The organism is Armatimonadia bacterium (genome assembly GCA_039679385.1).
Lineage (GTDB): Bacteria > Armatimonadota > Zipacnadia > Zipacnadales > JABUFB01 > JAJFTQ01.
Genome location: JBDKVB010000134.1, coordinates 1 through 26426 on the forward strand (window position 1 = coordinate 1; position 26426 = coordinate 26426).

The 26426-nt window shown below is 65.1% G+C and carries 23 protein-coding genes; 18 read left to right on the top strand and 5 right to left on the bottom strand.

The genetic code is table 11. From position 1 onward, the window contains the following. Nucleotides 1–186: 186 nt before the first annotated feature. From ABFE16_14890 to ABFE16_14910, 5 genes are all read right to left on the bottom strand, one after another. On the bottom strand, nucleotides 187–2145 hold the full coding sequence (locus tag ABFE16_14890; GenBank protein ID MEN6346584.1) for a hypothetical protein: 1959 nt from the start codon (nucleotides 2143–2145) through the stop codon (nucleotides 187–189). A 113-nt stretch (nucleotides 2146–2258) separates the two neighbouring features. Beyond that, a complete protein-coding gene (locus tag ABFE16_14895; GenBank protein MEN6346585.1) occupies nucleotides 2259–3584 on the bottom strand; it encodes a DUF2961 domain-containing protein in 1326 nt (441 codons plus the stop codon). Between the two features lie 36 nt (nucleotides 3585–3620). After that, nucleotides 3621–4493 carry a sugar phosphate isomerase/epimerase family protein gene (locus ABFE16_14900; protein ID MEN6346586.1) on the bottom strand — a complete coding sequence of 291 codons (873 nt, stop codon included), beginning with the start codon at nucleotides 4491–4493 and terminating at the stop codon, nucleotides 3621–3623. A gap of 45 nt (nucleotides 4494–4538) precedes the next feature. Next, a complete protein-coding gene (locus ABFE16_14905) occupies nucleotides 4539–5549 on the bottom strand; it encodes an FHA domain-containing protein (protein MEN6346587.1) in 1011 nt (336 codons plus the stop codon). Between the two features lie 222 nt (nucleotides 5550–5771). Continuing rightward, nucleotides 5772–6464 carry a response regulator transcription factor gene (locus tag ABFE16_14910; GenBank protein MEN6346588.1) on the bottom strand — a complete coding sequence of 231 codons (693 nt, stop codon included), beginning with the start codon at nucleotides 6462–6464 and terminating at the stop codon, nucleotides 5772–5774. Nucleotides 6465–6852: 388 nt separating this feature from the next. Here ABFE16_14910 and ABFE16_14915 point away from each other — a divergent pair, with 388 nt between their 5' ends. From ABFE16_14915 to prmC, 18 genes are all read left to right on the top strand, one after another. Then, nucleotides 6853–7440: a GNAT family N-acetyltransferase gene (locus tag ABFE16_14915; GenBank protein MEN6346589.1), complete on the top strand. Its 588-nt coding sequence runs from the start codon at nucleotides 6853–6855 to the stop codon at nucleotides 7438–7440. Between the two features lie 73 nt (nucleotides 7441–7513). Next, entirely contained in the window at nucleotides 7514–9523 is a 2010-nt protein-coding gene (locus ABFE16_14920) for an FAD-binding protein (protein MEN6346590.1), read from the top strand. Between the two features lie 62 nt (nucleotides 9524–9585). Further along, on the top strand, nucleotides 9586–10749 hold the full coding sequence (locus ABFE16_14925) for an LpqB family beta-propeller domain-containing protein (protein MEN6346591.1): 1164 nt from the start codon (nucleotides 9586–9588) through the stop codon (nucleotides 10747–10749). A gap of 102 nt (nucleotides 10750–10851) precedes the next feature. Next, entirely contained in the window at nucleotides 10852–12132 is a 1281-nt protein-coding gene (locus tag ABFE16_14930) for a HEAT repeat domain-containing protein (GenBank protein MEN6346592.1), read from the top strand. An 86-nt stretch (nucleotides 12133–12218) separates the two neighbouring features. Further along, nucleotides 12219–14558 carry a POTRA domain-containing protein gene (locus ABFE16_14935; protein MEN6346593.1) on the top strand — a complete coding sequence of 780 codons (2340 nt, stop codon included), beginning with the start codon at nucleotides 12219–12221 and terminating at the stop codon, nucleotides 14556–14558. 209 nt (nucleotides 14559–14767) lie between these two features. After that, complete coding sequence (locus ABFE16_14940) at nucleotides 14768–15826, top strand: Gfo/Idh/MocA family oxidoreductase (GenBank protein MEN6346594.1); 1059 nt, start codon at nucleotides 14768–14770, stop codon at nucleotides 15824–15826. A gap of 85 nt (nucleotides 15827–15911) precedes the next feature. Beyond that, nucleotides 15912–16748: a sugar phosphate isomerase/epimerase family protein gene (locus ABFE16_14945; protein MEN6346595.1), complete on the top strand. Its 837-nt coding sequence runs from the start codon at nucleotides 15912–15914 to the stop codon at nucleotides 16746–16748. Nucleotides 16749–16824: 76 nt separating this feature from the next. Then, nucleotides 16825–16974: a CD1871A family CXXC motif-containing protein gene (locus tag ABFE16_14950; GenBank protein MEN6346596.1), complete on the top strand. Its 150-nt coding sequence runs from the start codon at nucleotides 16825–16827 to the stop codon at nucleotides 16972–16974. Between the two features lie 189 nt (nucleotides 16975–17163). Then, nucleotides 17164–17997, top strand: a complete 834-nt coding sequence (locus ABFE16_14955; protein ID MEN6346597.1) for a 4Fe-4S binding protein — start codon at nucleotides 17164–17166, stop codon at nucleotides 17995–17997. A gap of 55 nt (nucleotides 17998–18052) precedes the next feature. Continuing rightward, complete coding sequence (locus tag ABFE16_14960; GenBank protein MEN6346598.1) at nucleotides 18053–18754, top strand: hypothetical protein; 702 nt, start codon at nucleotides 18053–18055, stop codon at nucleotides 18752–18754. A 212-nt stretch (nucleotides 18755–18966) separates the two neighbouring features. Then, complete coding sequence (locus ABFE16_14965; protein ID MEN6346599.1) at nucleotides 18967–19551, top strand: sigma-70 family RNA polymerase sigma factor; 585 nt, start codon at nucleotides 18967–18969, stop codon at nucleotides 19549–19551. 9 nt (nucleotides 19552–19560) lie between these two features. Continuing rightward, nucleotides 19561–20343: a zf-HC2 domain-containing protein gene (locus tag ABFE16_14970; GenBank protein MEN6346600.1), complete on the top strand. Its 783-nt coding sequence runs from the start codon at nucleotides 19561–19563 to the stop codon at nucleotides 20341–20343. A 121-nt stretch (nucleotides 20344–20464) separates the two neighbouring features. Next, a complete protein-coding gene (locus tag ABFE16_14975) occupies nucleotides 20465–21250 on the top strand; it encodes a hypothetical protein (GenBank protein ID MEN6346601.1) in 786 nt (261 codons plus the stop codon). Between the two features lie 140 nt (nucleotides 21251–21390). Next, nucleotides 21391–22764: a zf-HC2 domain-containing protein gene (locus ABFE16_14980; protein MEN6346602.1), complete on the top strand. Its 1374-nt coding sequence runs from the start codon at nucleotides 21391–21393 to the stop codon at nucleotides 22762–22764. Between the two features lie 170 nt (nucleotides 22765–22934). After that, a complete protein-coding gene (gene rpmE, locus ABFE16_14985; GenBank protein MEN6346603.1) occupies nucleotides 22935–23156 on the top strand; it encodes a 50S ribosomal protein L31 in 222 nt (73 codons plus the stop codon). A gap of 73 nt (nucleotides 23157–23229) precedes the next feature. Beyond that, nucleotides 23230–24306, top strand: a complete 1077-nt coding sequence (locus ABFE16_14990) for a DUF1385 domain-containing protein (GenBank protein ID MEN6346604.1) — start codon at nucleotides 23230–23232, stop codon at nucleotides 24304–24306. Nucleotides 24307–24462: 156 nt separating this feature from the next. Beyond that, nucleotides 24463–25542 carry a peptide chain release factor 1 gene (gene prfA, locus ABFE16_14995; protein ID MEN6346605.1) on the top strand — a complete coding sequence of 360 codons (1080 nt, stop codon included), beginning with the start codon at nucleotides 24463–24465 and terminating at the stop codon, nucleotides 25540–25542. After that, nucleotides 25542–26420, top strand: a complete 879-nt coding sequence (gene prmC / locus ABFE16_15000) for a peptide chain release factor N(5)-glutamine methyltransferase (protein ID MEN6346606.1) — start codon at nucleotides 25542–25544, stop codon at nucleotides 26418–26420. The genes prfA and prmC overlap by 1 nt, the downstream gene beginning before the upstream one ends. The last annotated feature ends 6 nt before the right edge of the window (nucleotides 26421–26426 follow it).

Consider the following 26426-nt stretch of genomic DNA (forward strand, 5'->3'; position numbering starts at 1 on the left):
GAAGCTCGCGCGCGAAATGGCTTTGCTGCCCTACGTAGTCGACTAGCACCTTCAACAGGTGACGCATTGAGCCGCGCGAGTTATCTGCTCGCGCGGCTTTTGCTGTTTCCTCAGATTGGATTCCCCCCCCCTCAGGCGAGGCCCTGGTGTCGGTTGCTTCCGGTCACCGACCGGGAAGCTCGCAGGCTACTTGCCCCCGGTCGCCGTCACGTCGTCATACCACACCGTGCCCACCGCAGCGTTGCGTAGCAGTAGCTCGTAGGCCACCACGCCCGGCTTGAGCTCGAAGCTCTGCTGCGCCTGTGTCCAGTCCTTCGCTGCCGTCAGAACGGGGCCGTCGTCATACTGCAAGCGCTTGCCTGCGCCGTCGTAGCCCAGGATCGAGAGGCGTGGCACTGCGGCCCCCTCGGTGCGATACCAGACAGTTGCCACGAGCCGGGAGGCTCCCGCCGGCACCTCGCGACGGGTCGACTGCACCACGAGGTTGACTTTGTCGCCCTTGCCGACCAGGGCCACGCAGGCCTGACCGCCATGCCCGCCGGTAACCCGCTGCACCTGGCTCTGACCTGTGCCGGGAGACCAGTCTGACCCCGCCCACAGGAGCGGGCCATCCGCGTCGCCGATCTCGAAGCCGGGGTTCAGGAGTACGGACTTGTCCGGCTTCGTCAGTTCGGCGGTGGTCTCGCGGCAGGCAGCGCGGTCCTGCTCCGACACGCCGACTAGCTGGTCATACAGATACAGCATGGTCGGGGTCTGGGACGTGGCGTACTTCATGGAGCGGTACAGGGCCAGGCCGACCTCCCAGACACGAAGGTCAGCGGGTGCCAGCTCGACCCAGTCCGACCAGGCGACCTGATCGCCCTGACGGGTGTTGACGGCCCTCCCAAAGCGCGGCGTTGTGGAATCCTGATTCCACATCACGTCAACGTAGGTGCGGGCGAAACGCCGGAGGTCCTCCTCATCGAACACCACACCACGGCGGCAGGCCTCAAGGGCGAGGCTGATGTCGATCGTCGCGTGGCTGTAGTCCTCGGTATGCCGGCGGAGGTCCTCGGTCGGGAGTGGGTCCCAGTAGTACCAGTCGTAGGCGTCCTTCACCAGCCGCAGATTCTGCTTGAAGTAGCGGGCCATGGCGGTTGCACGCTGACGGCACAGACCCGCGTTCGCGTACCCGGGCAAGTCTGCCAGCACCAGCCAGGTGCGCGCCAGGGCGAGGTATTGGTTGTGTGGGAGGCTGCCGCCGGGGAAACGCTGCGTGGGGTTGTCGCTGAACTTGTACAGGCCTGCTCCATCAGGCAGGTCGAGCCAGGTGCTCTCCCACTTCTGCAGCACGTCGCGGTCGAGGAAGGCCAGGTACTGGGCTGCCTTCGCGCCGTACTTGGTCTGCAGCCCGGGGGACTTCGTCACCAGCTCAAGAAACTGCGCGAGGCGGTAGGTGACCATCCCGTCATGGACCTGGTACTCGCAGGGCTCGGGTGCAAGAGTGGTGACCTCGAAGGTCGCACCGGTCTTGGCCGGTCCGGCGAGAGTGAGCTGCGCGGGCGGAATCTGGGTGATCTGCACCGTGCCCGTGTAGGCCGCGCGAGCGATCTCCTGGCTCGTGGTCGCGTCGGTGATGACATAGGAGTCCGGCGCCGGGAAGGTGATCAGGTAGCGGTGACCGGTCGCCTTTGGCTGATCTGCTCGCGACCAGGGTCGCTGAGAAGTCGGTGTCAGCGTCAGAGCGCCGACGTCACCCACGGGCTTGGCCTCGATGACGCTTACCGAGTAGTCGGCGTCGCTCCAGGCCCGGAAGCCCTGGGGATTGGGCCTGAGGCTCTCCAGCATCCGGTCCCAGTGGCTGACGAACTTGTCGAGCCAGTAGGTGTCCTGGCTGACCTCGTAGCAGTAGAGGTAGTCGCGCAGGTAGCTTGCCTCACCCCAGCCCAGGCCGCCGGAGGTCTTGGCATCGGAGTTGCCCATACCGTTGCGGTTGGTGGCGTCCCAGAGCTGGTAGCGCCCGAGCAGCCCAGGCACTCGCCCCTGCAGGGAGGAGGCGATTCGTGCGCGGTCCTCAGGGGAGAGGTTGGCTGCCTGTGAAGGGGCTAGAGTGGGCAAGAGGGCGACGAGGGAGAACAGGGCTGACAGCCGGAAGACAGGGTCCATGGGGTCAGGCCTCCCGTGGCCGAGGTGGGCGGTTCTCAGGCGGCTGCGGTTTTGTTACGAAGCGGCGCCTCCGAGTTCCGAAGGCGCCGCTGAGGCTCCAGCTTTGAGGGCGATCAGGCTTCCCGCAATGGGATCGCCGGGTAGGTGGCGAACTCCATCTGCTCGATGGTTCTGCCCTCGCTGTTGGCGATGCGGAAGCCGATGACCCAGGTATGGGCATTGGTGTTCATGGTGTTGGTGGTCTCGATGCGGATCTTGTTCTCGCCGGCGGGGATCATGACCGCCACCGGGTCGAGACCGAAGCCATCGGTGCGCTCGCGCTCGAAGACCACACGGTCGTTGAGGGTGATGCGCACCCGGTCATCGTAGCTGACATAGAGCTGTCCGCTTCGCGTCTCCGGGCAGTGGAAGCTCGTCCAGAGGACCTCTTCGCCGTCCTGAAAACGCTCCGAGGCCGACCGGTACTCGTTCAGATCGAGGACACTGAGACGGCTGATGACCTTGCGGGCACCGTCGCCGCAGAGCCATTCGATGGTCTCCTGGGGCCCTGGTGGGAGATCACGGGCTCCGGCCGAGAGGGTTGCCTCCGGTGCCAGCGCCTCGGCCTCCACCGGGGTCATGAAGTCGCGGTGCGGCTCGTGCTGGTACCAGAAGGCGACGGAGCGGCAATCCCCTGCGGGCACACCCACCTGGGAGAAGAGACTGGAGCGGAACTGGAGTGGGCTGCCCAGGTGGAAGCGTCGCAGGGACCAGGGACCCTCGGCCTGCTGCTCGATACCCTCGAAGTAGTCAGCGGCCCGTGTGCCCGACAGGGCATGGGTGCGACCCAGGCCGTCGATCACATGGAGCTCGCCCGTGAGCTCCTGCCAGTCCACGTCGGCGAAGGAGGGCCGAACCTGGAGGACGGCGCCGACGAAAGCGCCCTGGCCCTGTGCACGGGCAAAGCAGAGGCTGTGGGGACCGGTGCCGGAGGTCGTCTCGCGATTCCACTGGGCATGGAGCATTCCCGGGCTGTGCGTGAGCTCCTCGGGTTTGTGGACGTCGTAGTCGAGATGGACGGCGAAAGGCTCGTCGGGCTGGAGGCTATCCGCCGCCAGGTTGGCCACTTCGACCCGCGCCTGCCGAAGGAAGGGCATGGGCAGTCGGAGGGCGATGCCCCCGTTAGTCGTGGTGCCGAGAGCCAGGCTATCGAAGTTGCCGCCGCCGAGCAGGTCGGATATCGGTATCTCGATGCTGGGTGTGGCGTCCTCGTCCCAGGAGCAGCGGAGGACCACCCCGGGCAGGCTGCAGGAGGGACCAAGCCAGAGTCGGGAGATGACGCCAGGGCCGACCAGATTGGCTACCGGCCAGACCTCGCCAGGCGACAGGGAAGGCTTGAGAATTGCCACACGGCGTTGCCGGGGTTCATTGATTGAGGGCAAGAGCGGGTAGGATTGCATCGCGGCGACTGTCCCTCCTGTCCGTTGGGCCCGTGATCAGGCCGTGGCGACGCCGTCGCCGAGTAGCACGCGGCAGACCTCCAGGGCATAGCGGATCGCTGCGTCAAGGATCACCAGGGGCCGACCGCGCTCGCCGGGAATCTCAAGGTTGAAGGGGCCATGATAGTCGGCCTGCCTGAGCGCGGCGATGATTGCGGGCCAGTCCGCCTTGCTGCCATAGGCGAAGGGGATGCGATGCTGGTCGCCCGAGCCGTCATTGTCGGCGATGTGCAGCGCGATAAGCAGGTCGCCGGCGGTCCGCACGGCCTCGACATTGTCCCAGCCTTCGAGGATGGCATGACCGGTATCCAGGCAGATACCGAGCGCCGGCGAGCCGATCTGGCCGATCAGTTCGCGGACGTCAGCCGTTGAACCGCCCCAGCCGGCGCAGTCCTCAGGACCCTTGCTGCGCCCAGTGCCGTTCTCCAGGGCGATGCGGACGCCAAGGGACTTCGCGCAGTCGGCGAGGTCGCTGACAGCCCGGAGGCGGATCTCCTGCTGCTCACGGACCTGCGCCGAGCTCCCCAGGTCTTTGTTGCCGCCGGTGTGCAAGACGCCGGTGGGAATGCCCAGGGTCGCCAGCACCTGCAGGTCGCGGCGGATGGTCTCCTGGTCATGCTGACGGCGCTCAGGGTCGATGTGCGCGACGTTGGCAGTGATCGTCAGATGGGCCTGCGGCATGGCGACCCCAAGTGAGGGGGCAAGCTGGCGCAGGGAGACCAGTCGGGCCTGGGAATCCGGCGCGTCGCGCAGGACCTCCAGGTGCTCGGTGGAGAGTTCGACGGCTTGCCAGCCGGCCTCTGCGATACGACGCAGGGCCTCTTCCGGTGAGAGTTCGTAGTAGATGCTGGTCCACATGCACGGACGCATGACGCGACACGCCTCGCAATCTAAGATAGTGATGGCCGGCTGGGACTAGCCCAGGTAGATCTCAAAGGTGACGCTGATGTCGCCCATCTGGATCTGGTCGCCGGGTCTGAGAGTGACGGGACTGGCGATACGCTCGCCGTTGAGGAAGGTCCCGTTGAGGCTGTTGAGGTCGGACAGCACATACCCGGCCTCGGTGCGGGCGATTCTTACATGCTGCGGTGATGCCTTCGGGTCGGCCAGGCGCAGGTCGCAGTCGGCTGAGCTGCCGACCAGGAAGGGACTCTTCTGGAGGCTGATATTCGGTGCGCCCGGAGCGGTGAGATAGGCCCAACCGGCGGGCACCGCAGCTCCCGCAGCGGCAACCGGAGCGCCTGCCGGAGCTGTCGTCTTCGCTCGCTGTGCCGCCATGACCCCAACCACTGCGGCGAGGGCAACAAGCAGCACGGCCAGGACGATTAGGCCCACAATGATGGCTGTAGCTGGAGAGCCTGCCGGGGCCTCCGGCGCGGTCGGTGCCGCCAGGTTGGCGCTCTCGGGAGTGATCGAAGCGTCTGCCGCGGGCTGCTGGGTCTGCGGCATACGGTAGTCGTTGATCGGGACCTGCGGCGCCACAGGCTGCACCGTGGCGTTGTCCTGTGCAGGTGGGAGCGGAGCAAGCGGCTGAGCAGGAGCCGGCGCCATGGGTGTCGTCGGGACCGCAGGCACCTCGGGCACGGCCGTCCCGGTGGCGCCTTCGGTGCGAGAGGTGGAAGAGGGGCGCGACGTAGTCGTGCGGCTGCTATCGCGAGGCGCTGCCGGCTTGTGGGTTGAGGTGGAGGAAGGCTTGCTGCCGTTGCGGGTGGTGGAGGTCTCGGAGCTGCCGGAGCGGGGCTTCGCGGACTCGCCCATGAGTGCGCGCACCGCTTCGGAAGCCCGGTCACTGTCGGACCGAGTGGCCTCCTGGCGGTCCGACGAGGAGCTCGACGTGGTGCCGGACCCCTCGTCCTGCTGAGCCCCTAGCGGCAGGCACAGGAAGGGAAGAGCCAGGATCAGGAAGGCGGGCGCGATGCGTCGCATGGAACACAACCCCCATCAGGGATGACCACCCGGCTGCCCGTGCAACCATGGCGGCGTAGTCACGAATGTCTATGCATACAATACCAGTAACACCGGGACGGTCAAGGGGATTCCCCTGACCGTCGGCAGAGGCACGGAGACACTCGTCGCAGAAAAACACACCCTGACGGCTAGAAGCCGTCAGGGTGTTTCGCTGAGAAGCCGGAAACTACCTGCGGGGGGTCAGGCAGCGGCCTCCAGCTTATATCCGACACCGGGCACCGTGATGATGAGCTTAGGGCTCTTCCGGTTCTCTTCGAGCTTGCCGCGCAAGCGCCCGATGTGAACATCGAGGGTACGGGTACGAATGCCCTCCGGGTACGCCCAGACTTCCCACAGCAACTGTTTCGACGGAATGACCTCCCCAGGACGCGAAGCAAGAGCACAGAGCAGGTCGAATTCCTTGGGCGTGAGCGTAACCTCGTGCTCGTCGCAGGAGACCGTGCGGCGGTCACGACGGATGACCAGCGGGCCTGCCACGAGTTCGCGTTGCGGCTGCCGCTGGGAGTACTCGCGGACTCTTCGCATCAGAGCCCGGACCCTGGCGACCAGTTCGGCACGCTGGAAAGGCTTAACAAGATAGTCGTCTGCGCCCACCTCCAACCCAACCACTCGGTCGATGTCGCCCCTTCGTCCCGTGAGCATGATGATAGGTACCACGGAAAAGCGTCTCAGCTCACGGCATACGTCCAGCCCGTCCATATCCGGCAGACTGAGATCAAGCAGAACGAGATTCGGCTGTTCGTCGTGCATTCTGGCCAAGGCCTCCGCCCCGCTGCTCACTGCGACAGAGGCCAACCCCGCGTCCGTAAGGGCATCTGTTAAGGCTTCATGGAGGTAACGATCGTCCTCCACAATCAAGGCCGTACCGTTCATGAGGGCATAACTCCCCACTCAGTGATCTGCCCCCACCCAGCAGGTCTATTCTAGCCGCCAGGAGGGTGGAGGAAACACAAAACCTGACTTGGGCGGGTTGTGACAAGCTCTCTCGCGTCTGTAACGGGACGGCGACAGACGAGCTACGGAGTGGATATCGGCCAGCGTACCCCGGGGTTTAGTGCGGGGTACGGACTGCCCGCCGACGGCAGGACAGGGGATTGCGGAAAGGGTACTTGACAAGGGGGGTACACGACGGGATAAGGTGAAGGGGAGTGCAGGATGCCCAGCGGCCACGGACTGCTGGGCCTCGTTGTGTGCTTGCCCCTTGTGAAGCCACGACGCATCGGCGCCGCAGACGAGTTGACGCCGTTCCGAGGACGACCCAATGAGCGATTCACCCCGTGTTGAACTCCGTCCCGCCATGCCCGAGCAGGTGGCGCTGATGGCCAGGATCATCCGCAAGGCCTTCTGCCCTGTTGCCCAGCAGTGGGGGATTACCCGAGAGAAGCTCCCCAACTACGCCAGTTTTGAGACTGCCGCCCACCTTCGTAAGCACATGGTGGAACGCCGGATCACCATGTTTGTGTTGTATGAAGATGACCTTCCTGTTGGCTGCGGTGGATGCTCACCCGACCAGGAGGTGCCCGCCAAGGGCTGGCTGAACCGTGTGGCTGTGCCCCCGGCTAACCAGGGGCAGGGCCGAGGGAAGCTCCTGGTGCGGCTTCTTGAGGAGGAACTGCGCAGACGCGGCTACACCCGTGTGCGCCTGGGTTGCCTGCCGCATCTGAAGGGCTTCTACGAGGCCCTGGGCTACGAAGTGATGGGGTCTTGGCACATCGAGAACTGGCCTGCTGACTTGCTGCAGATGGAGCGCGACCTGGTACCCACGACGGAGGTGCAGGCTGTGGCGGAGACCGAAGAACAAGAAGCTGTGTGCAGCGAAGAGGCACCCTCCGACTGCTGCACCAAGTGAGTGGCCCTACGGCCTGGCGCTGGAGGAGCGGGACCTGGTGGTGTGCCTTGCAGGCCTTCTGAGGAGTTGGGACATGTCCGCTATCAAAGAACTTGAGGTAGGCGGCCAGCGGTTGCCTGTGCAGGAGTTCCAGGCAGTCATCATCGGATCCGGCGCCGCCGGCCTGAACTGCGCCGAGCACCTCCACGAGCTGGGTGTGACGGACATCGCACTACTCACCTCGCGGCTGGGAAGTGGGACCTCGGCGAACTCGGGCTCCGACAAACAGACCTACTACAAGATGGGGGTCTTCGGCGACGTCGCCGACAGCCCGATGGAGTTCGCGCAGTCGCTGGTTGCCGGAGGCATGTGCCACGGTGACATGGCCTACGTCGAGGGCCTGGGATCGCTGCCGGAGTTCTTCCACCTGGTGCGCAACGGGGTGGGGTTTCCGCACAATCGCTACGGGGCCTACGTGGGCTACAAGACGGACCACGACCCGCGGCAGCGCGCTACCTCAGCAGGCCCGAAGACCTCGATGCAGATGGTCGAGAAGAGCCTGGCGAAGGTCCGGCGGAAGGGGACGCCCATCTTCGACGGCTTCGAGGCAATCCGGCTGCTGACCGCGCCCGTCGGAAGCGACCCGACAGCCCGCAGGATCGTCGGCGTGCTGGCCCTGGATCGCTCACGCCTGGCGGAGAAGAGCACCGGTCTCGTGGTGTTCCTGGCTCCGCAGGTTGTTCTGGCCACGGGAGGTCCCGGGGAGCTGTACAAGACCTCGGTGTATCCGCCGGGCCAGGTCGGTAGTCACGGGCTGGCGCTGGAAGTCGGCTGCCAGGCGAGCAACCTCACCGAGTCGCAGTTCGGACTGGCCTCAACGGGATTCCGCTGGAACCTGTCGGGCACCTACCAGCAGGTGATCCCCTGCTACTTCAGCACCGATACGGCCGGCGGAGACGTGCGGTACTTCCTCAACGATTACTTCCAGTCGATGCGCCAGGAGGCCACGAACATCTTCCTGAAGGGCTACCAGTGGCCCTTCCATGCGGAGCGGCTGTTGGACTACGGCTCCTCCCTCGTGGACATCGCGGTGTTCAACGAGACGCGGGCAGGGCGCAAGGTCTACATGGACTTCCTGCGCAACCCGGTAAGTGGCGGCAACCTGGAGGAGTTCAGCCTCGAGAACCTCGAACCGGAAGCTCGCGTCTACCTGGAGCGGTCGGGGGCGCTACAGGCGACGCCTTACGAGCGCCTGGAGCACATGAACCCGGCGGCGATCGAGATCTACACCGAGCACGGCGTGGACCTGCACGAACCGCTGGAGGTTGCGGTTTGCTCGCAACACTGCAACGGTGGCCTGACGGTGGACCTGTGGTGGCGGACGAAGGTGGACGGCCTGTTTGCGATTGGTGAGGTCGCCGGAACCCATGGCGTGCGACCCGGCGGGAGTGCACTGAATGCCGGGCAGGTCGGCGGCCTGCGAGTGGCTCAGTACATCGCGCACCAGCAGTCAACGGGGAAGACGGGGGAGCTTCCGTCCCCGGAGGAAGTGCGAGCGCAGATTGAGGCGGAGAGGGAAGAGATTGGCCGGTACCTGAAGGCGGGTGCCGACGCGCCGAACGTGGGCGAAGTCCGGCGAGAGATCCAGGAGCGCATGACCGAGTACGCTTCCCAGGTGCGAAGCCGGGAGGGTGTGGAGAAGGCCCTGCGGGAGGCGGAAGTGCTCTGCGAGAGGATTGCTACGGTAGGGCAGAAGCTGCACCGACGGGAGCAGTTGGTTGCGGCGCTGGAGAACGAGCATCTGTGCCGCACTCACCTCGCTTTCCTGACGGCCCTGCAGAACCTGATTGAGCGTGGCGGAGGGTCACGAGGCGCCTACGTCGTCCTGGACGAAGAGGGTGACCGGGTGGTGGCGACGCCGAAGGGCGAGAGCCTGCGGCACCGAAGCGAGAATCTGCCGATGCGCCAGGAGGTCCTGGAGGTCCATGCGGAGGATGGCAGGCACTTCAAGGCCCTGGTGACGCCCGTGCGTCCGCTTCCGGAGGACGACTCGTGGTATGAGACGACCTGGCGGGAGTGGCGAGAGGGCACCGTGTTCGATTGAGGTTTGCCTGCAGCGGCTCACAGAGAGTCCCACACGTCACGGCGATACGGAGCGCGTTCATCGTGCCTAGAAGCAAGCTTGTGATCGCTCTTGCAGTGCTGGTGAGCCTGACGGTGACCTGCTGGGCTCAGGCCCCGGAGTCTGCCGTCAAGCGTTACCAGAAGGGTATGAGCCTGAAGCGGACGGGGGCGGTGAATCAGGCCCTTGCGGAGATGAAGGCGGCGGTCCAGCTCTACCCCAAGTACATGGAGGCGCACTACGCTCTGGGCTGGCTGTACCGGCAGGTAGGAGCCGGTGACAAGGCAGTGGAGGAGTTCCGCGAGGTCATCCGCATCGCCCCGCAGAGCCCGGAGGCGATTGAGTCGGCGCGCGCGATCCAGCGGATTCGGCTGGGGCCGGACTACAGCGGAGGAAGGGAAGCCGGTCGGATTGCCTTCGCCTCGGAACGGGGAGGCAACACCGATATCTATGCGATGGATGTGAACGGTGGCGGGCTGATTCGGCTGACGGCCCATCCGGCTGTGGACGATTCGCCGGCATGGTCGCCCGATGGTCGCCGAATCGCCTTCGTGTCGGAGCGCGACGGGAACCGCGAAGTGTATGTGACCACCCTCGACGGCAGTGAGGTACAGCGCATCACCGACAACTCGGCGGCTGACAGCCACCCGGTGTGGTCGCCCGAGGGCCGACAGATTGCCTTCGAGTCGAACCGTGGGGGAGCCTGGGACGTGTATACTGTGTCGCTGGACACCGGCTTCACGAGCCAGATCACGCGGGGTGCAGGGAACAACCGGGTTGGAAGCTGGTCACCCGATGGGCGACGGCTCGCGATCCTGAGCGACCGGGACGGGGTGCAGAAGATATACCTGGTTGAGCTGGGCACCGGGACGGTCCGGCGGCTCAATGCAAACCCAATCGCCGAGGGGCGGCCGGTGTTCAGTCACGATGGTCAGTATGTGTACTTCTCCTGGCAGTTCGAGTCGAACCTGCAGGTGTGCCGCGAGAGCATCGACGGGAAGAACCTTGCGAATGTGACCCGCAGCCCCTATAACGATGAGTTGTGCGATGTCTCGGCGGATGGCAAGCAGTTGCTGATCGTGTCGGATCGGCAGAGCGACCCGGAGCTGTACCTGGTGGAGGTGGCTTCGGCTTCAGTGCGTCGGCTGACGCTCAACCCGGGTGCAGATCGAGATGGAGTGTTTGCACCGCGCCCGAAGACAGACTAGAGCTGCGCAGAGGGACCCAGAGGGAGCACCACCGCAGAACGCGCCCGGTTCGTGTGGGCGCTTACACCACACATGACGCACTTTAGGGGAGTGGGTACGGGCATGGACGAACAGCACGCGCTCTGCCTGGCACTGGTACCCTTCGATCCATTCTACGCCGAGGTCTGGTCCGCCGGCGTGGCGGCGGCCTTCGGGACGCCACCCTTGTCGAAGACTTACCGCTGCGTGCGAGGAGAAGACCTCTTCCTTGCCGCACCCTTCACCGACACGATCCACCAGAGCATCGACCGGGCTGAGCTGATTGTCGCGGACATCACCGGCCGGGACCCGAGCGTCATGTACCAACTGGGGTACGCCGTCCATGCCGACCGGCCGATCCTGCTGGTCGGCCGCGAGGGCTCGCAGAGCCCGCTGCCTCCCGCCCGGGCACAGCTCATCACCTATCCTCTCGAGCCGACCGCCGATGGCCTGGCGTCCTTCGCTGCCCGTCTGAGCAAGGTCGTCAGTGAGATGCCGCCACCGGTGCCGCAGGAGACGCTGGCGGCGCTGATGGAGGGCCTCAAGTCACGGGAATGGAACGAGCGACGCGAGGCGGCACGAGGTCTCGGCCGTCTCAAGGCCCGGGCGTCGGTTCCTGCGCTGGTGGATGCGCTCTCCGACGAGAACTGGAACGTGCGTGCAGCGGTCTCCTGGGCACTTCGTGAGATCGGCGATCCGATGATTGTGGAGATGGTGGTGGCCCTGCTGCACGATCCAATGCCCTTCGTGCGTCGCTCGGCGGCCTGGACCCTGCGTGAGATCGGCGGCGACACGGCAATACGGGCCCTGCTGACGCACTTCGACGACCCTTCGCCCGGTGTGCGTGAGACGGTGGCCTGGGCCTTCAAGGAGCTTCAGGATGCGCGCGCGATCCCGAAGTTGATTGCGGCGCTGGATAACGATGAGTATGCAGTGCGACGCGCAGCCGCTGAGGCCTTGTGCGTGAACACCGATCCGGCGGCGCTTCCGGTGCTGCGGCTCGCGCTGACCAGTCCGGATGCGGGAGTTCGGGGTGCCGCGGCGCGAGCCGTGGGGATCATGAAGGACCTCGCCAGTGTGGAGCTGCTCGTGCGGCTGCTCAACGACCCCGGGTGGCCGGTGCGACAGGCGGCTGCCCGTGCCCTGGGCGAGATCGGCGACGCTCGTGCGGCGAAGGCCCTTGGACGCGTTCTGGCCGACCCCGAGGAGGACGTGCGCTGGGCAGCGATTGAGGCTCTGACGCGCCTCGACTGCCCCGAGGCGCAGGAGATCGTGACGAAGGCGGCCCAGGACGAGTCGCAGCCGGAGTTGGTACGGGGTGTTGCTGAGGCCGCCGTGGCTGCGCGTGAGGGTAAACCGTCCTAAGGGTCGTGCCCGGCTGCAGGCCGCGTCGCCCGCACCGCTTCTGAGACAACTGATACAGCCGTCATTTTCTCGCGCAGGAGCACCTTATGACCCCATCGTGCAGGCGGACCGGCCTCGTCACCCTTCTTCTCGTGTTGTCCTGGTGTGTCTGTTGCCTTCCGTCGATGGCGGCTCCGGGACGGCTTGCCCAGGTCAAGGTTCTCGGCAACCAGGAAGTGAAGACGGAGACGATTCGACAAGCGGCCGAAGCGGCCCTTGCGCAGAGTCCCAAGGATGCAACGCTGCAGGACGTGGCTGAGCCCGTCCGCCAGGCCATCATGAAGCTGGGGTACTTTGACAGCGTTCAGGTGGTGCCCTCCCCGATGGCCGGAGGCGCGGGCCTGTTGGTGACGGTTAAGGAGTTGCGGCGAGCATCCAAGATCACCTTCGTCGGGAATGCGCTGATGTCCAGCGACGACCTGACGGCGGCCATCACCACCAAGCCGGGGCTGTTCCTGAATGAGCGGCTTCTGCAGCGTGACGCCCAGCGGGTCGCAGAAGCCTATGCCCAGAAGGGCCTGAAGGCTTCGGTCAGTGACCTGAGGGTATCGACGGCAGGCGAAGTCGTCTTCACGGTGGCTGAGCCGCAGATCAGCGAGTTGTGCGTGACCGGGCTAAGGGTCGTCAAACCCGAAGAAGTTGCCGGGTTGGTGACGGTCAAGGCCGGCGGGCCGCCGGTGGAGGACAAGATCGCGGAGTCGGTCTCGGCACTCCGCCACACCGGCTGGTTCAGCGAAGTGAAACCCCGCCTAACCCCTGCCCCCGACGGACAGACCGGGCTCGTGCTGGAGTTTGTGGTGAGTGAACGCCCCGGGATCTTCCCCGAGCGTGTTGGGGCGCCGCTGGAGAAGATTGACGTGGCGCGGTTGAGGTCGGACATCTCTCCCCCCAGATTGGACATCCAGTACCAGGCCTCCGTCCGCCTCAATGAGTACCTTCTCGATACGAAGGAAGAGGTGCCGGTCGCACTGACGAGGCTCGAAGCGGCCGCGAAGAAGGTCGAGGCAGCCAAAGCCGGTCGCGATGAGGCGGCCACCTTGCTCGAGTACGGGCGCGCACTGGAGGCCGCGGATCGCGGCACCGAGGCAAAGGCCGTGTTTGGTGCCGCCAGTGAGGTCTACGGGCGGCTGTCACAGGCAGACCCGAAGGACTATGCGCTGCTGGTGGCCCTGGGTGAGGCCCTTGGCTCCAGCGGGAAGCGGCCGGAGGCGCTCGATGCCCTGCGCAAGGCCTGCGAGCTGCAGCCACAGAAGTGGGAGGCGCACACGCGGTTTGTGCAGACGGCTGCCAGCCATCTGTACACTGAGCTTGGCCACTGGATGGCGGCGCAGCAGGGACCGGTGACAACGGAGGCCCTGCGGCAGTCTGCGCCGATTCGGGCGATGGTCGAGTTGGTGCCCTGGGAGAAGACTGCGGCGGCGATGCGGGCCGTCTGTCCCCCGGGAGCGACGGAAGACGATCTCAGTAAGCTCGGTCGCGAAGCCAGGCAGCACTTGGCCGAGGCCCTGCGTGTGGCCCCTGAAGAGCCCCGTGTGCGCCGGGCGGAGTTTGAGACAGTGATCGGCACCCTGTTCGCGGCGCTGGGCGCTGCCGGCCAGGAGGAATCCGTGTGGCAAGCTTTGGGTGCCGATGCCGAAGTCGCGGCGGCGAAGGTGCAGAAGCTGGCTGATTCCGACGCGGGCGTTGCCCTGTGGTCCAGCTTCGTCCAGAGCACCTCGGCGGTGCTGTTCCTGACCGGTGCGCCCCAGGTGGCGGTCTCGGAGGAGCGCATCAACCAGGAGTTCCGCTCGCTGGCGGAGGCCCTGACGAAGATCACCGAGCGCTGGCCGAACTCCCTGCGTACCACGGGCAGCCTGCTGGGGATCATGCAGTTCCTGGCGGGCCAGAATGAGCTGGCGAAGGCGACCTTCGACAAGGCAGTGACGCTGAACCCCTTCGACCGCCAGAACTACAATGCCCTGCTGGGGCTGGCCTATCAGGCGGAGGACTGGGGAGAGATGGACCGTCTGGTGCGGAAGCGCATGGCTGTGATGCCGGCGCCCGAGGACCTGATTCTGCTAGGCAAGATCGCCGACCGGCAGGGGAACCAGGAAGCGGTCGGCCAAGCCTTCGAGCAGGCGATGACACAGTTCCCGCAGGAGGCGCTGGGCTACCTGGCGATGGCCGGGTACAAGCTGCGAAGGGGCGACGATGAGGGCGGAGGGAAGCTGCTGGAGCAGGGCCTCAGCCTGGCTCCGCACTCGGGGTATGGCTACGCCCTGTGCTGCGCCCTGAGTCTGGTGGAAGGCAAGGCCCAGGAGGCCGGCAGCGCGCTCCGTCAGTCCCTTAAGCTCGACCCGGAAGACGAGCTGGCGAATCTGTTGCGGTACCGGTACTTCGTGCAGTAGAGGGGCACCGGCAAAGCCGCAGCACGGCCGATTCAGGGCGTAGATTGGGCCTTCAGACCGGCCCTCGGCCGGGTTTCACAGCCTGCAGATAAGGTATCTTCGCAAGTGTGAACAGGGCGGGGCCGACGCGCGTTGACAACGCGATTCGCCTTCCCGTATAATCCTCGTGATGGCCGTTTCGTTCTGCCGTGATATCGGGAGGGATCCGGATGTCGTGCGCCAAGAAGGGCTTTGGCATCGTCGGACTTGGTGTGTGGGGGGAGACGCATCTTCGGGCCTACACTAGTAACCCACTGGCGGAGCTGCGGGGGATCTGCGACCAGAACGAAGCACGGCTCAAGGACCGGAAGGCGCAGTTCGGTGTGGACTTCGCGACGACCGACTACAGGGAACTCCTGGCTCGCGAGGACATCAACGCCGTCTCCGTTGTCACTCCTGATTTTCTGCACCGTGAGATCGCCGTGGCCGCCTGTGAAGCGGGCAAGCACGTGCTCCTTGAGAAGCCGATGGCGACCAGTGTGGCTGAGGCGCAGGCGATTGCCGATGCTGCGAAGGCCAACGGCGTAATGGTCATGACGGACTTCCACAACCGGTGGAATCCGGCGATCTGTCAGGTGAAGGCGGCCATCGACCAGGGCGAGCTTGGCGAGCCGCAGATGATCAGTCTCCGGCTCAACGACACCATCTATGTCCCGACAGGCATGCTCTCCTGGGGCGGGACCTCGACGGTGGTGTGGTTCCTGGGGTCGCACACGGTCGACGTCGTGCGCTGGTTGTTCAACGATGAGATTGTGCGGGTGTATTCCGTGAGCCGGTCGCGTGTTCTGGCAGCCCGCGGGGTCAACACCCCGGACTTCTTCCACACGATCTGTGAGTTGAAGGGCGGCGGCGTCGCGCACATTGAGAATTGCTGGATCATGTCGGATGCCTTGCCCACCGTCTGCGACTTCCGGGGCGAGGTCATCGGGTCTGAGGGTACCTGCCTTCTGGACTGCATCGCACACCGGATGGTGGAGAAATACTCGAGCCAGCCGGTCCTGCCGATCTCCTCGACGCCCGGCGCGGTCTATCCCGATGTCTCGGTCGCGATGGAGATTCACGGGCAGCCCAGGGGCTTCGGGTTCGAGAGCATCTGGCACTTTGTAGATTGTGTAGCGGGCTTGAGGAAGCCCTTGGTGACCCCCGAAGACGGAGTGCGGAACACGGCGGTCTTGGTGGCGATCCACAAGTCGGCGGAGTTGGGTCAACCGGTGGAGGTGGAGGTCTAGCCTCACGTCAGTCTGTGGCAAAGCAGTGTGCCGATCAGCACAGACAGGGCCCTTGCGCCCACCCTATGCTCAGTGAGAGTCAGCCATGACGAACACCAACATGCCTGGCGAGGCAAGTCCGAACGGGATTAGGTTGCTTCTGTGCACGATCGCGTTCCGGGACAAGCTCCTGGACTACGCGCTCGGCGTGTCCAGGAAGCTCGGCTTCGACGGGATCGAAATGTGGGGACGCGAGCCTCACGTGTCTGAGCGGTTTGACGAGACGCGCATGCGTGCGTCGCGGAAACTGCTGGACAGCCGTGGAGTGACTCCCTACGTGCTGGGGTCGTATCTGCGCTTTGGTCGGACCCGCAACGAGGCTGATGTCAACCTCAGCGACACGCTTCACGTGGCGCGCTGGCTCAAGACCAACCTGGTGCGCGTCTGGGCCTCAGATGTTGGTTCTGCACAGGCTACGGAGGAGGTCTGGCGCACCACGGTCAGTGAGGCCCGGGAGGCCTGCGACCGTGCTGCGAAGCTGAACACGACCCTTGTGGTAGAGATGCATGCCGGGACGCTGGCAGACACCGGTCCGTCGACGATTCGCCTGGTCGAGGCGATCGGGCGCGACAACTTCAAGGTCAACTTCCAGATCGCCTCGCACAAGGACGGTCAGTCGTGCGAGGAGCGGCTGTCCATGGTGATGCCCTGGGTGGCACACGTCCATGCGCAGAACTACGTCGACATCCCTCAGCATCCCTCTGACCCTGTTCGGCGTGTCCCGCTGGCAACGGGAGTTGCCAACTACCCGGTCCTGATCGGTATGCTCAAAGAGGCGGGATACCAGGGCGCCATCGCCCTCGAGTTCCCCTATGACAACTGCGAGGATCGGGCGTCGGCCCTGGAGGAGGACCTGAGTTTCCTGCGGTCGATCTGCGGCTGAGACGGTCCCTGACAGTCGAGGACCGGCCTTCCCTGGTTGGCCGAGGCGGCTCTGTGCAGCGCTGCGGGAGGTTGCGGTGAGACGTCATCTGTGGGTCGTGGCGGCAGTGGCAGCGGTGGCCCTGATGGCTGCCGGGCTTAGCCGGGGTGAGTGGAAGGTCGTGTTCCGCCACGCGACTGCCCTGTGCACCGCGTGCATCGGCCTCACGGAAGCTTCCTCTGAGTGAGCGGGCTCGATCTGACGGTGCAGTTCCCGCAGAGGCCGTCCTACGCGCATGAGCGATCCACAGGTCGGCAACCAGGATCGAGGGTCCAATCCGCCTGGGGTATCACCGGGCGACGGATCGATTGCACCGCCGGCACGACGTGGGCGTTCCCCAAGGCAGCTCCCCTGGGTATTGCGGAATCGGCTTGCAGTGCAGGTTGCCTCTGTGGTCTTCGCCAACTCCTTCTTTCTGCGGGGCTGGAAGGGTTTCTGCTACCCGGTACTGAACTGCTGGTCCTGCCCGTCGGCCAACTTCGCATGCCCGATTGGGGCGCTGCAGAACGCCTGCAGTGACGCTGGCTACACGGTTCCCGGTGCGACGAACCCGGTCCGGGCTGTGCTGGCTGCGCTGCCGGTGTACGCTCTGGGCACGCTGCTGCTATTCAGCAGCCTGTTTGGCCGGATGATGTGTGGGTGGCTGTGCCCCTTCGGATGGCTGCAGGAGCAGGTGGGGCGGCTGCGGAAGGCCAAGGCACCCTTACCGCAGTGGCTCAGTTACCCGCGCTACCTGATCCTGGTCGCGCTGGTCTTTGTCATCCCGTACTACACGCACACGCCGTGGTTCTCGAAGCTGTGCCCGCAGGGAGCGCTGGAAGGCGGCCTGCTACAGCCGCTCCTGCACCCTGAGTTGCGCCCAATGATGCGCGAGTGGTGGTGGCTCAAGCAGGTCATCCTTCTCGGCACGCTCGTGGCGATGCTTTTCTGGCGGCGTCCGTTCTGCAAGGTAGTCTGCCCGCTGGGTGCGATCTTTGCGCTCTTCCACCGGTTCAGCGCCTGGGATATCCGGTGGGAGCGGGCAAAGTGCGTGGATTGCTTGTGGTGTGTGGAGAACTGCCCGCAGGGGATTGATCCGCGTCGCGAGGTGAACAGCCACACTTGCGTGGATTGTCTGGAGTGCCGGAAATGCCCCTACGACGCGATCTACTCCGCGCCGAAGTGGGCGCCGCCACGCGAGGAGACAGAGCCGGAACTCAAGGGGAGTTAGGTGGAGCCAGGACCCCGGGGGGCAGGCGTGTCGGGGTGCCGCCACCAGTAGCGATATGGCTGATCCTTTCGAACGTTCGCAGATCGATAGTCTGACCGTACGCGTGCTGCGTCCCGGGGAACGAGCGCGTCCCGATGTTCGCCTGCTTAACCTGGACGGCAAGCTGTGCGTGATTAAGGACTACGCGAACCAGGGGCCGCTGTTCAAGCGGGTCCTGGGTGCGTATCTGGTGTGGCGCGAGAAGGTGGCCTTCGAGCGTGCGGCCGGCATCGAGGGCATTCCGCGAGTGGTCGGCACGATCGGTCCCTCCGCGCTCGTGACGGAGTACCTGGAGTCGGTCGAGATAACTTCGGCGCCGCGGGAGTTGCTCACGGCGGAGTTCTTCGAGCAGTTGTCGGCCCTGGTGGAGGCCCTGCACGCACGCGGCATCGTTCACGGGGACCTCAAGAAGCTGGAGAACACGCTGGTGACGCCCGACGGCAAGCCGGCGCTGGTGGACTTCACGGCAGCCTTCGTGACGGGGTCGAGCCCGCTGACGGCCGTCGCATTCCCGTGGATCTGCGATGACGACCGGCGGGCCGTGGTGAAGCTGAAGTCACGGCTGGCGCCGGAGTTGGTGACGCCGGAGGAGGAGGCGTTCCTGGAGGAGCGCAGCGCGGTCGAGAAGGCCTTCCGGTGGTCACGACGCTATGTGCGCTACGTTGTGAAGCGGTACTCGACGCCCGAACAGGAGCGGGCCTCGATTCGTCTCAAATAGGGTCTGCTTATGTATGGTAGTGGTGGCCGGCGGGTATGATGTAGTCGTTGGGGGCTTGGATTGACCGCGGCAGGGGTTCGAACCCGGCTGCGGGAGGGAACGGCACGCAAAACTGTGGAGGTCGGGAACTCGGCGGCTGTGGGGCAACGTTACTGAGGTTGTAGCGATGACCGAACCCGCCACCGATTGTCCCATGCAAAGAGGGAGTTAGGGTGGGCCTTTTCTCCGGCAGGGAAGAGAAAAAGCAGCGGGCGAGACGCGAGCAGTTCGAAGCGTTAGCCGGCAAGTATTACCGTGACATCTTCAACGCGGCCTTGCGAATGACAGGCAGCTATGCGGATGCGGAAGACCTGACTCAGGAGGCCTTCATGAAGGCCTACGTGGCCTTCGATCAGTTCACCCTGGGCACGAACTTCCGGGCCTGGCTGTTGCGGATCGTCACGAACACACATATCAACCGGTACCGACGGGCCTGTCGCACGCCAGACACCATGGCGTGGGAGGACCTGACCGACGGCGGGACACGTCGCGTGGCGGAAGAAGCCTCCAAGGACCCACTTCCGGAGGACGAGGTTCTCGCCGGGATCCCGGACGAGACCATCGGACCTGCGCTGGCGGCGCTGCCTGACGAGTTCCGTGAGGCCGTCATTCTGTCGGACATGCACGAGCTGTCGTACAAGGAGATCGCCGAGAGCCTCGGCATCCCTCTGGGTACGGTACGGAGCCGGATCTTCCGTGGCAGGCGGTTGCTGCGGGAGTCCTTGGCCGAGTACGCCAGAGCCAACGGGATCATCTAGGTTTGCGCTATGAGTCCTGAGTGCCCCATCACCGAAGACGAGATCAACGCCCTCGTGGATGGTGAGACATCTGGTCGTGAGCAGAAACGGATCGCGGCACATGTGGTGACCTGCCCGATCTGCAGCGCCGTTGCCGGCGGTACCCTGGCGAGTAAGCGGCTCCTCGGAGCTCGCGCTCAGCCGGTGGAAGCTCCGGCAGGTTCCTGGGAGCGTATGCTCAGTGCCCTGGATGCTGCAGACGGCGTTCGGCGTGCCACCTGCGTGCACGGTTCGCACTGGCGCTTTGATACGACGCAAGCGCTGGCCTTTGCGGGACTACTGCTGATCGTGGCCGGGGTCTGGCACTCCTATGGGCTGCAGTCGGCGAGCAGGTACAGCTCGGTCTTCCTGCGCACCCACTCGGCCGCCTTCTCAAACCTGCGGGCTAGTACACCACCGATGCCAAACGTGCGCGACGTGGTGACGCCCAGTCCGGGTGGCGTGCAGTGGGTCCCGGTGGCCCGAGCGCTCTTCCCGCTTGAGGGTGAACTGGCGGAGCACACCCTGTACCGGGTCGACCGCACACCTATATCCGAGTTTGTCGTATCGCCCAAGATCCTGCACTCGTGTGGGCTGACGCCGGTCAGGTACCGTGACGTCGAGTACTCAGTGCGCAGCGATCCGAGGGGCACGATGGTTGCGTGGCAGTCGGCAGGGGTGACGTATATTCTCGTCGGGCGCACCGGCCCCAGTGATCTGCTGGCGCTTGCCTCGGCGAGACGATCCCAGGCCTCGACCGTCCGCAGCTTCTGAGGCTGCACAACTACACTCGACTACTCGCCTCCGGCAGAGATGCCGGAGGCTTGACTGTGCCCGGAGGTCTGCGGTACCGTCTGCCTTCGGAGACCAAGACACGCAACAGAGGATAGGGCCCATGACCTTCTTTGACTGCCACTGCCACACGGAACGCTCTGCCTGCGCCGAGGACGTCAGCCTGGCCATGTATGTGGAGATCGCGCGCACCAGTGACCGGGTGTTTGCGGTGACCGACCATAGCGCGCAACTGTTCTACGGCCCGGAGCACCCCTGGGGCTTCTGGCAAGACGATGCAGAAGAGAAGTTCGCGGAAGGCTACGACGAGGGCATGGCCCGCTGCCAGGACTACGCGGAGTGGGTGAGAGGTGCGCAGACGGGTGGGATGCTCGTCGGCACGGAGCTGGATGTCTTCTACGATGGCACGCTGGTCTTCGACCCGGAGCTGCTCGGCGAACTGGACTTCGTCATCGGGGCTGTCCATGGCGCCCGGGCCCTCAAGAAGGAGCTGCCGCTCGAAGACGTCATTGACGAGTTCAAGACGCGAACGCTGCACCTGTGTGAAGCGGGCGTGGATGCCCTGGCGCACCCCTTCCGGGAGTGGAAGCAGAAGGAACGCCCGGTACCGATGGACCTGATTGACTGGCTGGTCACGACGGCCGCCGATGCGGAGACGGCGATCGAGCTCAACTGCCACTACAAGGTTCCGGAGTGGGATCTTCCGATGCTGCAGAGGTGTGTTGAGGCGGGTGTGCCGATTGCGATTGGCACCGACACACACCGCAAGCGGGAGTTTGGCGAGTTCAGCTACCACGAGGAGTTGCTGGCGCAGGCCGGGATCGCTGAGGCGGACTGGGGCACCGCGCTACTGGGCGCTCCTCAGGTACAAAAGATTCCGGCATCCTAGTGGCTAACAGGTGAAACCAAGGGGCTCGAGGTCTGTCTATTGAGTCACGGAACAAGTGCCTTGCATCGTGGCTTACAACGCACCCTTAGGCACGTATCGAAACGAATGGGGCTCGCCCTTTCGGCGGGCGAACGATACGGATGCCCACCTGCCCACATCCCTATGAGTTGCAGAGCCTGATCGACGGCGCCGCGAGCGACGAGGAGTTGCGGCGGCTCCGCGAGCATGCGGCTGGCTGCGATGCGTGCGCCAAGCACCTGGCGGAGCTCGAACGTCTGCGCTGGCTCTTGCGGGCCAAGCGCCTTGAGCCGCCGGCCGGCCTGCTTGAGCACATCCTGCAGTTTGTGGCGACGGCGATTCCCGTACGGAAGCTCGCCTGCAAGGAAGCGCGCGAGCTTGCCAGTGCCTACATCGACGACGAGCTCAATGAGCTTGAGCGTGAGACCCTCGAAGCCCACCTCTTCGCCTGTGATGACTGCTTCTACGAATACGTTGCGATGCGGACAGCCGCGCAAGCCATGCGCGAGGCCCCGCCTGTGGTGGCCAGTGAGGGGCTGAAGGCGCGGATCCTGGCGGCTGTGGCTGCTGATGAGGTATCGGCTGCACCGACACCCGCTCCGCCGATGGTGCGTGTCCGTTTTGCGCCGGCATCAGGATGGCGCCGCGTCCTTGTTCCGACGATGGCGATTGCTGCGATGGCGGTTCTGTGCTTCGGCGTGGTGCAGGTCATGAACCAGCCGAGCGCTCCTGGAGTTCCCGGCCCTCAGCCTGCGGCCACGGTGGCATCAGCCCCGTCTGTGCAGCCGGAAGCGTCTGCCACCGTCCCGTCAGATCGCCTTGATACTGAAGCGCCGGCAACGCCCGCACCGGGGACGCCGGTCGCCGCACCTTCTGTGAACACGCCGCCTGCCACTACCCTGGCGAAGCCGGAAGAGGCACGACTGGCAGCAGGCCCCGCGGCAACTGTGGGGCTTCCGAGAGCCACGACGAACCGTGGCGTAGCAGCGCCCTCACGTGGTACCAAGCCTGTCTCGAGGATGGTGGCGAGTGCGGCGACGTCGGCTGTCCGGGGCGGCAGTACTTCGGCTCCGCGTCGGGTTGCCGTCCTTGCGCCGCCGGTCACTCGCGAGGCACCGCGACTGGCTTCCGCCGGTCGAACGGCCAGCACTCCGCGAGCGGGTTACCGCCCCAACGTCCTTCGCACCTTGGCACCTTCGGCGAGCATGGCCTCGACGGGCGTCACCGGTGTGCGGTCGCTGGGCTCCGGTGGGCCCTCTGCGCCCCTGACGCGCCCGGAACCCCGGATCGCCCGAAACGATGGTCTTGAGGAGACGCCGGCGGACCGGCTGGAGAGCCGCCGTCTGGTGAGGACAGTCTCCGGTTCGCACCGGGTATACGAGGGGTCGGGCGACGTGCGTGAGAAGCTGGCGGCTGTCTCGAGCCGGATCAATGAGGAAGCGAACTCCGGACGCCGCCTGAGCGGTGGCTCCGGGATGGCGCTGGGTAAGGACTAGCCGGAGACCGGACCGATACGTGGCAACCCCGGGCGAGGCACACCGGGGCTGAGTTCGTCGTGTTCACCTTTGGAGACCACCCCTTGCGGACACGGCAGTAGCGTGGTATACTCCAGCCTTGCTTTGGGCAGGAGCCCGCGAGGCTGCTGCAATCGAGGAGACGAGGCACCATGAAACCGGATATCCATCCCCAGTACGTTGAGTGCAAGGTAATCTGCGCTTGTGGCGAGACCTTCATGACGCGCTCCACGAAGCCCGAGATCAAGGTGGAGATCTGCAGCAAGTGCCACCCGTTCTTCACCGGCACGCAGAAGATCGTTGACACCGAGGGTCGGGTCGAACGCTTCATCAAGCGTTACGGTCTGCAGGAACGCTACACAAAGAAGTCCTAGCTGCGCGAGGCTAACCGACAGGCCCAGGCGTCATGGCGCCTGGGCTTTGCGCTACCCCTGAGGTATGTGGACGATGGACGAGACACCCACGGGCGAGGCGACGACCGAGGACCGCGACACGCAGCCTGCAGGAGGTGCTGAGAAGCACTTCTACGGCGGCCAGGCGGTCATTGAGGGCGTCATGATGCGCGGGACCGACCGGTATGCTGTTGCGGTACGCCGGGAGGATGGGGAGGTCGTCGTCGGCGAAAAACCCATCGAGAACTACACTGACAAGCACAAGTGGGCCAAGTGGCCGCTGATCCGCGGCAACGTGGCGATGGTCGACAGCCTGATTCTCGGCTTCGCGGCGCTGCAGTTCTCGGCCGATGTTCTCGCCCAGGAAGAGAACGAGAAGGCGGCCGCAAAGGCCGTGGAGGAGGGAAAGGCGGCCCCGGAGCCGGACAAGCCTGCCACAGGAATCGGCCCCGTGCTCATGACCCTCACCACGGTCTTCGCGACGGTGCTTGCGCTGGGTCTGTTCGTGATCCTGCCCACCTGGGCTGTGGACTGGACGATGGGGAAGATGGCCACCGGTGCCTCCTACGGCGAGTCCGTGCTGCGCAACCTGGTGGAGGGCTGCATCCGCCTCTTGGTGATCGTGTTGTACATCGTCTGCATCAGTGCGATGAAGTACGTGCGGCGCGTCTTTGAGTACCACGGGGCGGAGCACGCGACCATCAACTGCTTCGAGGCCGGCGAGGCCGTGACCGAGGAGAACTGCCTGCGCCACAGCCGGCTGCACCCTCGCTGTGGCACGGCCTTTCTGCTCGTGGTGGTTGTGGTCAAGATCATCCTTGGCTGCTTCTTCGGCTGGCCCACACCGCTGATTCGCTCCGTGATCCGTCTGGCGCTTCTGCCTGTAGTTGCCGGGATTGCCTACGAGGTCATCCGCTGGGCCGGACGCCACCGCGAGTCGTTGTTCTCTCGGATCTTGGCGGCGCCGGGGATGCTGATGCAGGTGCTGACCACTCGGAAGCCGGAAGCTACGCAGATACAGGTGGCCATTCATGCTCTGGCTGCCGTTGCCTGCGAGTTCGACCTGCCCTCCGGCTGGCAGACTGCCCGTCGCCTTCCCGTTCCACTCAGCGCCCAGCCGAAAAGCGAGTAGGACCTTCCCCGCAACGGCTCTCCCACTGAGGCGGCCCAGGGTGTGTCCCGGGACCGCCCTTGCCAGACAGTTGGCTGTCGTAGGTCGACGCAATACATACCTTCGCCGGTGACGCTCTCGCGACACCGGATATCCCAGAGGCGAGCTGGACACCCCATGGACCTGACAGGCCCCTTTGACAAAATGACGGCCGAGTTGGATGAGCTCGCCCACAGGCTGAGCGATCCCGCGGTCATTGCCGACAACAACCTGTTCCGCGACCTGTCGCGACGGCACTCCGAGTTGGAGCCCGCTGTTGCGTTGTGGAAGGAGTACCAGCAGGCGCTTCAGGACAGCGAGGAAGCCGAGGCGATGCTTGCCGAGGCCGAGGACGATGAGATGCGTGAGTTCCTCGCTGCGGAGCATCAGGAAGCGGCCCAGAAGGTGGAGAAGCTACACCACCGACTGCTGCGCGAGTTGCTCCCGAAGGACCCGCGGACCGATCACAACGCGATCGTGGAGATTCGGGCCGGCACGGGTGGTGAGGAAGCCGGGCTCTTCGCCGGCGACCTGTTCACCATGTACTCGTGTCTGGCGGAACGCCGGCGCTGGAAGCTGGAAGTCCTCGATAGCAACGAGTCGGACCTGGGCGGGTACAAGGAGATCACCTTCATCCTCGAGGGGCGCGGCGTGTTCGGGATCATGCGGCATGAGAGCGGTGTTCACCGCGTCCAGCGAGTGCCCAAGACCGAGTCACAGGGCCGCATCCACACTTCGGCGGCCAGCGTTGTGGTGCTTCCCGAGGCCGAAGAGGTCGACGTGGAGATTGACGCGAGCGACCTGCGGATGGAGAACTTCCGAGCGGGTGGCCCCGGCGGACAGCACATGCAGAAGAACGAGACCGCCGTGCGGATCACGCACATCCCGAGCGGCATTTCGGTAGCGTCCTCCAACCAGCGCAGCCAGATGCAGAACCGCGACCAGGCCATGCGCATGCTGCGTACGCGGCTGTATGAGATGGAGGTCGAGAAGCGTCAGGCCGAGGAGTCGGCGGCCCGTCGTCTGCAGGTGAAGAGCGGCGACCGGAGCGAGAAGATCCGCACCTACAACTGGCCGCAGGACCGCGTCACCGATCACCGCATCGGGATGACGATCCACAACATCCCGGCCATCTTGAACGGCGAGGTTGACGACCTGCTCCTGGCGCTGCAGGAAAACGAGGACGCCGAGCGGCTCAAGGAGCTGTCAGAAGCCTGATGACGGTCAACCAGGCCTTGAGGCAGGCGGAAGACACTTTGCGGCAGTCAGGCGTCGGTTCCCCGGGAACCGACGCCTGTGTGCTCATGGCCCACGTGTTGGGGGAGACGCTAAGCCACCTGCCGACACGGTTCCGCAGCGAGCTTGGGCCAGTGGAGCAGGAACGCTTTGATGCGCTGGTCGCGCGGCGTGCCCAACGGGAGCCCCTGGCGTACATCACCGGCGAAACCTGGTTCATGGGCCTGCAGTTCCACTGTGATCCGCGAGCCTTCGTGCCGCGTCCGGACACCGAGATACTGGTGGAGACCGTGCTCAAGCAGATGGGCAAGATGGGCGCGGCAACTGCTCAAGAGCCTGTGCTGATTGGCGAGGTTGGCACCGGAACCGGGTGCATCGCGGTTTCGCTGGCGCATCACTTGCCCGCAGTGCGGCTGTTTGCCAGCGATGTGTCTGCAGAGGCGTTGGAGCTGGCCCGGGAGAACGCTCGCATGAATGAGGTCGAGGCACGGGTGCAGTTCGCCTGCGGTCCTGACCTGGAGCCGTTGAAGGCCGCCGGGCTGCTGGACCGAATCGCTGTACTGGTCTCGAATCCCCCGTACATACCCGCGGGCGAAGTGCCGACGCTGGAGCCGGAAGTCTCGCAGGCGGAGCCCCGTGTGGCGCTGGAAGGCGGTCATGACGGCCTGGAGTTCTACCGGCGGATACTGCCCCAGGTGGCGTCCTTGCCGTCACTGCGGCTGGTGGCCTTTGAGTTCGGAGTGGACGAAGACGAGCCGCTGGGGCGGCTGTTCGAGGAGTTGCTGCCCGGCTGGTCCTGGCACGTAGAGCTAGACCTGGCGGGTCTGCCGCGGGTCATCTGGGCTGCGCGGAACGCCTGAGTCCCT

Coding starts and splice junctions, on each gene's coding strand:
- ABFE16_14890 (MEN6346584.1), bottom strand. CDS start 2,145: ATGGACCCTGTCTTCCGGCTGTCAGCCCTGTTCTCCCTCGTCGCCCTC.
- ABFE16_14895 (MEN6346585.1), bottom strand. CDS start 3,584: ATGCAATCCTACCCGCTCTTGCCCTCAATCAATGAACCCCGGCAACGC.
- ABFE16_14900 (MEN6346586.1), bottom strand. CDS start 4,493: ATGCGTCCGTGCATGTGGACCAGCATCTACTACGAACTCTCACCGGAA.
- ABFE16_14905 (MEN6346587.1), bottom strand. CDS start 5,549: ATGCGACGCATCGCGCCCGCCTTCCTGATCCTGGCTCTTCCCTTCCTG.
- ABFE16_14910 (MEN6346588.1), bottom strand. CDS start 6,464: ATGAACGGTACGGCCTTGATTGTGGAGGACGATCGTTACCTCCATGAA.
- ABFE16_14915 (MEN6346589.1), top strand. CDS start 6,853: ATGAGCGATTCACCCCGTGTTGAACTCCGTCCCGCCATGCCCGAGCAG.
- ABFE16_14920 (MEN6346590.1), top strand. CDS start 7,514: ATGTCCGCTATCAAAGAACTTGAGGTAGGCGGCCAGCGGTTGCCTGTG.
- ABFE16_14930 (MEN6346592.1), top strand. CDS start 10,852: ATGGACGAACAGCACGCGCTCTGCCTGGCACTGGTACCCTTCGATCCA.
- ABFE16_14935 (MEN6346593.1), top strand. CDS start 12,219: ATGACCCCATCGTGCAGGCGGACCGGCCTCGTCACCCTTCTTCTCGTG.
- ABFE16_14940 (MEN6346594.1), top strand. CDS start 14,768: ATGTCGTGCGCCAAGAAGGGCTTTGGCATCGTCGGACTTGGTGTGTGG.
- ABFE16_14945 (MEN6346595.1), top strand. CDS start 15,912: ATGACGAACACCAACATGCCTGGCGAGGCAAGTCCGAACGGGATTAGG.
- ABFE16_14960 (MEN6346598.1), top strand. CDS start 18,053: ATGGCTGATCCTTTCGAACGTTCGCAGATCGATAGTCTGACCGTACGC.
- ABFE16_14970 (MEN6346600.1), top strand. CDS start 19,561: ATGAGTCCTGAGTGCCCCATCACCGAAGACGAGATCAACGCCCTCGTG.
- ABFE16_14975 (MEN6346601.1), top strand. CDS start 20,465: ATGACCTTCTTTGACTGCCACTGCCACACGGAACGCTCTGCCTGCGCC.
- ABFE16_14980 (MEN6346602.1), top strand. CDS start 21,391: ATGCCCACCTGCCCACATCCCTATGAGTTGCAGAGCCTGATCGACGGC.
- rpmE (MEN6346603.1), top strand. CDS start 22,935: ATGAAACCGGATATCCATCCCCAGTACGTTGAGTGCAAGGTAATCTGC.
- ABFE16_14990 (MEN6346604.1), top strand. CDS start 23,230: ATGGACGAGACACCCACGGGCGAGGCGACGACCGAGGACCGCGACACG.
- prfA (MEN6346605.1), top strand. CDS start 24,463: ATGGACCTGACAGGCCCCTTTGACAAAATGACGGCCGAGTTGGATGAG.
- prmC (MEN6346606.1), top strand. CDS start 25,542: ATGACGGTCAACCAGGCCTTGAGGCAGGCGGAAGACACTTTGCGGCAG.